Annotated in this window: 6 protein-coding genes, 1 tRNA gene and 2 pseudogenes; 6 read left to right on the top strand and 3 right to left on the bottom strand. The window is 68.6% G+C overall.

Features of this window, described 5'->3' with window-relative positions; all coding sequences use genetic code 11:
• Nucleotides 1-72 precede the first annotated feature (72 nt).
• From CSW58_RS14045 to CSW58_RS07910, 3 genes are all read left to right on the top strand, one after another.
• Entirely contained in the window at nucleotides 73-219 is a 147-nt protein-coding gene (locus CSW58_RS14045; protein WP_161494588.1) for a hypothetical protein, read from the top strand.
• Between the two features lie 129 nt (nucleotides 220-348).
• Nucleotides 349-765 (top strand): hypothetical protein, encoded by a 417-nt coding sequence (locus tag CSW58_RS07915; protein WP_099446925.1) that lies wholly within the window; start codon nucleotides 349-351, stop codon nucleotides 763-765.
• 1 nt (nucleotide 766) lies between these two features.
• A complete protein-coding gene (locus CSW58_RS07910; RefSeq protein WP_201721607.1) occupies nucleotides 767-2,098 on the top strand; it encodes a hypothetical protein in 1,332 nt (443 codons plus the stop codon).
• Between the two features lie 131 nt (nucleotides 2,099-2,229).
• Here the strand turns inward: CSW58_RS07910 and CSW58_RS07905 are convergent.
• A tRNA-Ala gene (locus CSW58_RS07905) sits at nucleotides 2,230-2,305 on the bottom strand.
• Nucleotides 2,306-2,420: 115 nt separating this feature from the next.
• Between CSW58_RS07905 and CSW58_RS07900 the strand changes: the two genes are divergently transcribed.
• The 3 genes and pseudogenes from CSW58_RS07900 to CSW58_RS16165 all read left to right on the top strand — a co-directional run.
• Nucleotides 2,421-2,735, top strand: a complete 315-nt coding sequence (locus CSW58_RS07900) for a YggT family protein (protein ID WP_099446924.1) — start codon at nucleotides 2,421-2,423, stop codon at nucleotides 2,733-2,735.
• 4 nt (nucleotides 2,736-2,739) lie between these two features.
• On the top strand, nucleotides 2,740-3,021 hold the full coding sequence (locus tag CSW58_RS07895) for a DUF167 family protein (protein WP_099446923.1): 282 nt from the start codon (nucleotides 2,740-2,742) through the stop codon (nucleotides 3,019-3,021).
• Nucleotides 3,022-3,284: 263 nt separating this feature from the next.
• A pseudogene (locus CSW58_RS16165) lies at nucleotides 3,285-4,784 on the top strand (ATP-binding protein); the annotation flags it as partial.
• A 184-nt stretch (nucleotides 4,785-4,968) separates the two neighbouring features.
• Here CSW58_RS16165 and CSW58_RS15750 read toward each other — a convergent pair.
• Together CSW58_RS15750 and CSW58_RS15100 are read right to left on the bottom strand one after the other, a co-directional pair.
• Nucleotides 4,969-5,235: a hypothetical protein gene (locus CSW58_RS15750; protein WP_255406567.1), complete on the bottom strand. Its 267-nt coding sequence runs from the start codon at nucleotides 5,233-5,235 to the stop codon at nucleotides 4,969-4,971.
• Nucleotides 5,180-5,409, bottom strand: a pseudogene (locus tag CSW58_RS15100) (very short patch repair endonuclease); the annotation flags it as partial. The gene CSW58_RS15750 and the pseudogene CSW58_RS15100, both read right to left, overlap by 56 nt.

Below are 5,409 nucleotides of genomic sequence, written 5' to 3'. Positions count from 1 at the left end.
CGCATCGCCCTGCTGGGCACGTTCCAGGGGCGACTTCCATAGTCTCGACGCCGTGGTCGAGGAGGGGCCAAGGTGGCCGGCCAATTGCTGACCATGGCGATCCGCGCCCTCGACTACTGTCCGCCGACCGACATCGATTTTCGAAAACAGTATTCTGGCCGGCTGCTGACCGCCGATCGCGAACTGGTGCCCGACGACGAGCGTGCTATCGCCAGGTGATGCCGGCTTGCGTCAACCCGGTATTCCAGTCCCCGGTCGGTCGGCGACGTCGACGGCTGCTGGCGGCGCTATCCCTATGTCGGTCAGCTGGCCTATACGCGCTCGAACCATGCGGCCAATGACGCGGAAATGAGCCTCTTCCGGTTCCTCTGGGAGAACCGCAAGGCCCTGGGGATCAGCGAACGGGCCTATTCGGAAGTGCTGTCGATCGACGCGGCCAGCCGGATCGGCCCCGACGGCATCGCCCTGCACGAGACCGTCTGCCAGTATGTCGAGCGGCTCGACATCTTCGGCGCCGAGTTCAAGTCGGTCCTGGGCGCGGAACGGCCCGACGGCATGAGCTCCCGGACCCGATTGCGAGCCTATGGCGGCGGGGTCCTGGTCCTCGACCAGTACGGCCAGGTGAAATACCACATCGCCAACCGGCTCAAGGACGGCGCCCGGCAGAGCCGCAGGGCCGCCTATCTGCTCGAATCCGGGCAGCTGCAGGGCGGTGACGCGCGCCTGAGGTTCGCGCTCGACCACCAGAAGCGGATGGGGGCGTAGCGTGGACAGCCCGCCGGTTTCCGCCACCCTGTTCGCCTATCAGGTCGGTTTCGGCGACTGTTCGCTGCTGCGGTTCAGCTATGCCGACCACAGCCGACGCCACATGCTGATCGACTTCGGCGCCACGGACCTCCCCGAGGACGCCGAGCCCTCGCGCCTGCTCGCCCTCGCCAGGGACATCCAGGCCAAGGTCACCGAGCACGAGGCCGGGGCCCGTCTCGACGTGGTCGTGGCCACCCATCGCCACGCCGATCACATCAGCGGCTTCGCGACGCGCGACGGGGCCGGCTCCGGCGACGTGATCGCCGGTCTGCGGCCGCGGGTCGTCGTGCAGCCCTGGACCGAGGCGCCAGAGGCGCCAGTCGACTGGCTCGGACCCGACATCGCCGCCGATCACCAGGCCTTCGCCGCGCGCCGCGCCGCGCTGAGCGCGATGCAGGACCTGGCCGGCCAGGCCGCGGCCTTCGCCCAGGCGCATGGGGCGCGCCTGCCGTCGGCGATCGCGCAGCAGCTGGCCTTCATCGGCCAGGACAATCTGTCCAACCTCTCGGCGGTCGAGAACCTGCGGACGATGGGCGAGCGCTGCGAATATGTCTTCCACGGCTGCGACGCCAGGCTGGCCGACGCGCTGCCCGGCGTGGCCGTCCATGTGCTGGGGCCGCCCACGCTTCGTCAACCCGACTCGATCCGCAAGCAGCGCTCGCGCGACAAGGACGAGTTCTGGCAGTTGGCGCCCCGACGCTTCGCCCTGGCCCTCGAGGGCCTTGGCGGCGACCTGGCCGCGGACCGGCAGCTGTTTCCCGACGCGCCTTCCAACCCGAAAAGCCGCCTGCTGATGGAGCACCGCTGGCTGGCCGACCGGATCGACAGCGCCAATGCCGAACTCCTGCTGGGCCTGGTCCGCGCCCTCGACGACCAGATGAACAATACCAGCGTGATCCTGTTGTTGCAGGTGGGCGGCAAGACCCTGCTGTTCCCCGGCGACGCCCAGCTGGAGGCCTGGCAGTACGCCCTGCGGTCGCCGCTGGCCGATCTTCTGGCCGGGGTCGATCTCTACAAGGTCGGCCACCACGGCAGCCTCAACGCCACGCCCAAGAGCCTGTGGAGCCGCTTCACCAAGCGCGGCGACGCCGGGCGGCCACAGCGCCTGACCTCGGTGCTCTCGACGATGCACGGCAAGTACGGCAAGGACGAGAATAACACCGAGGTTCCCCGCCGCACCCTGGTGGCGGAACTGGACGCCCAGTCGACCCTGATCTCGACCGAGCAGCTGGTCGCGCCGGCCCTCTATCAGGTCGTCGAACTCGACCTCTCCGCCCCGCCAGGCCCCTGACGACCCTGGCCATCGCGCCGCATCGGCGCCCAAGCAGCGCCAGGCGCGCCGCATGGGCATGGCTTCGCGGGCTATCGTGGTCCAGTCGTCGGGAAATCGAGGGCCGGGCCGCTAGGGCGCCGGCAGGTCCTTGGTGGAGCCGAGGGGAATCGAACCCCTGACCTCCTCATTGCGAACGAGGCGCTCTACCATCTGAGCTACGGCCCCAAGGAAGCGCGGGAATAAGGCGGGACGGACTTCGCGTCAAGCGACGGATCACCGCTTCGCCTTGCCAGAGCGGTCAAGGCGCGGCAAGAAGCGGACCACGCGGACGGAAAGACCCATGGCCCCCATCATCTATTTCTTGTTCTTCATTCTCGGCGCTCTGCTGGACCTGCTGAAATGGGCGATCATCATCTCGGCGATCATTAGCTGGCTGGTGGCCTTCGACATCATCAACCTGCGCAACCGCCTGATCGCCTCGCTCAGCCAGGTTCTGGACGCGGTCACCCGCCCGGTGCTGCGGCCCTTTCAGCGGATCATTCCGCCGCTCGGCGGGGTGGATGTCAGCCCGATCGTGGTGATCCTGATCCTGGTGGGCGTGCAGAACTATCTGCTGCCGCCCCTACGCGACACCCTGGTCGGCCTTCTGGGCTGACCGCGTGCGCCTGGCCGTGCGCCTGACCCCGCGCGGCGGGCGGGACGCGGTCCAGGGCTGGGCCGTCGACGGCGACGGCCGGGCCTATCTGAAGGCGCGGGTTTCGGCCCCGCCGGTCGAGGGGGCGGCCAACGCCGCCCTGATCGCCTTGCTGTCCAAGGCGCTGGGCCGGCCCCGCTCGGCCATCACCATCGCCGGCGGCCAGACCGCCCGACTGAAGATCGTCGAGATCGAGGGTCTGGACGAGGCGACCCTGGTCCAGGTCGTCGGTCCGCGGCCCATCTGAGATCCGGGAAAAATTTGGTCGGCTTGGTTCGGCTTGGCGACTAATCGCCCCAAATCGGCGCCATTTCAGAGCGCGCGAAGCCAAAACATCAGCGTAATCCGCGGTGCGATCTTTCATTCCCTCTTAGGGCCTCGCTTGCCATAGTGCTTCCCGTTGCACGTCCGTGATCACAATCCGGACGATCGCAGGGGGATGCATTGAACGCAGTGCGACGACAGATCGAGCTGTTGAAGGCGGCGAAGGCGCGTCGCGAAAACATCGCCATGCGCCTGATCGCCACCCTGGCCATCGCCCTTATCCTTCATGTCTACGTCCAGATGGCCTGGGTCTGGCTGTGGGCCGCGATCTACCTTGCGGCTCTGGGCTTGGAGCGCTGGCTGCTCGGCGATGTGGTCCGCAACCCCGACACGCCGCCGGCCGCGTGGCGTCGATGGATCATCCTGGTCATGCCGGCCGTGACCTCCGCGACCTTCGGCTTTCTGGCGCTGCCGCTGTTCGCGTCAAGCGCGCGGTTCGCCCCAACCCTCGGCGGCATGCTGCTGGCGGGCTCATTGCTCAATGTCATCGTCGTCAATAGCGGCCTGAGGTCGGCGACCATCATCGCGGCCGCGCCGCATGTTCTGTATCTCCTGATCGTGCCCCTGGTGGCGCGAGCGGCCAATCCGGACGCCCCGCTGGCCAATGCGCTGTGGTTCGGCGCGCTGCTGATGATCGTCTCGGTGGTCGTGGCCGCCCGCACCCTGGGGCGAGCCCTGGAGGCGGAGGCCGCCGCCAAGGCGGAGGCCGAGCGCCGACGGTACGAGGCCGAGGAGGCCGTCGCCGCCAAGTCGGCCTTTGTCGCCATGGTCAGTCATGAACTCCGCACCCCGATCAGCGCCATCCTGGCCGGGGCGGCCCGCTTGGCCAGCGACGCGCCTGACCCGACGGCCCGCAATCACGCCCACCTGATCAGCACCGCCGGCGAGATGATGCGGGCCCTGCTCAATGACCTTCTCGACCTCTCGCGCCTTGAGGCCGGGCGCATGGCCATCGACAAGGCGCCCTTCGATCTGCGCCAGGCGATCGCCGACTCCGTGCGGCTGTGGCGCGACGAGATCCAGAAGAAGGGCCTGCGCCTGCGGATCGAGGGGGCCTCGGGCCTGCCGCGCTGGGTGTTGGGCGATCCGTTGCGCCTGCGTCAGGTGCTCAACAACCTGATGTCCAACGCCGTGAAGTTCACCGCCCAGGGCTCGATCACGGTTCGGGTGGCGTCCCGCGACGAGGATGGCCGCCACCGGATCGAGATCGTGGTCATCGACACCGGCCCCGGTGTCGCGCCCCAGGACCTGGACCGGGTGTTCATGCCCTTCGATCAACTGAACGCCCGGGTGGCGCGCGAGCATGGCGGTTCGGGCCTGGGCCTGGTGATCAGTCGAGAACTGTCGCGGCTGATGGGCGGCGACCTGACCCTGGAAAGCCGCCCCGGCGAGGGCGCCCAATTCCGCTTCAGCCTTGAAGTCGAGCCGGCCAGCGAGCCGACCGCGGCCGGCGAGGGCGGCTCGATCAGCGGCGCGCGGGTCCTGGTCGTCGACGATCACGTGGTCAATCGCCGCGCCGTCGAGCTGATCCTGGAGCCGTTCGGCGTGCACGCCACCCTAGCGGAATCCGGCGAGCGCGGCCTGGAGCTGTTGGGCTCAGAGGCCTTCGACGTCGTGTTGATGGATGTCTACATGCCCGGCATGGACGGACGCGAAACGACGCGGCAGTTGCGCGCCTCCAGCGGCCCCAACCGCGATATTCCGGTGGTCGCGGTGACCGCGTCGGCTACGGTCAAGGACTGGGAAGCCTGCCCGCGCGGCCGGAATGAACGCCCATGTCGCCAAGCCGATCGATCCCGGCGAGCTCTATGCGGCCCTGATCGCGGTCCTGCCGCGAACGGCCGCGGACCCAGCCCAGGGCGGTCGCGGGTTAACCCGTTTCCCCCTTGTCGCCCACCAGGCTGGACAGCCGGCCGATCAGGGCGGGGGTGTCGCGGGTCTCACATTCCCAGACGGTCTCGGCCCGCCATCCGGCCTCCTCCAGGGCCCGCAGGTTGCGCAGGTCGCGCGCCCGGTTGCGCTCGACCTTGGCCAGCCAATAGTCGCGGTTGGCCTTGGGCACGCGCGATCCGCGCGGGCAGTCATGACCGTGCCAGAAGCAGCCATTGACGAAGATCGCCAGACGGCGGCCCGGCATGACGATGTCCGGCGTGCCCGGCAGGTCCTTGCGATGCAGGGCGATAGCGAACGCCCAGCTCGGTGAGCAGTTTGCGCAGGGTCCGTTCAGGCGTGGTGCCGGTGCTCTTGACCTGCGCCATCACCGCCGAGCGCTTGGCCTTGTCGAAGACGTCGGTCACGGCCAGGACAGGGT

This window comes from Caulobacter sp. B11, from assembly GCF_002737765.1.
Lineage (GTDB): Bacteria > Pseudomonadota > Alphaproteobacteria > Caulobacterales > Caulobacteraceae > Caulobacter.
The sequence above is the reverse complement of the archived record's forward strand: the minus strand, read 5'-3'. Positions and strand labels throughout refer to the sequence as shown.

Coding starts and splice junctions, on each gene's coding strand:
- CSW58_RS07915 (WP_099446925.1), top strand. CDS start 349: ATGAGCCTCTTCCGGTTCCTCTGGGAGAACCGCAAGGCCCTGGGGATC.
- CSW58_RS07900 (WP_099446924.1), top strand. CDS start 2,421: ATGGCCCCCATCATCTATTTCTTGTTCTTCATTCTCGGCGCTCTGCTG.
- CSW58_RS15750 (WP_255406567.1), bottom strand. CDS start 5,235: ATGCCGGGCCGCCGTCTGGCGATCTTCGTCAATGGCTGCTTCTGGCAC.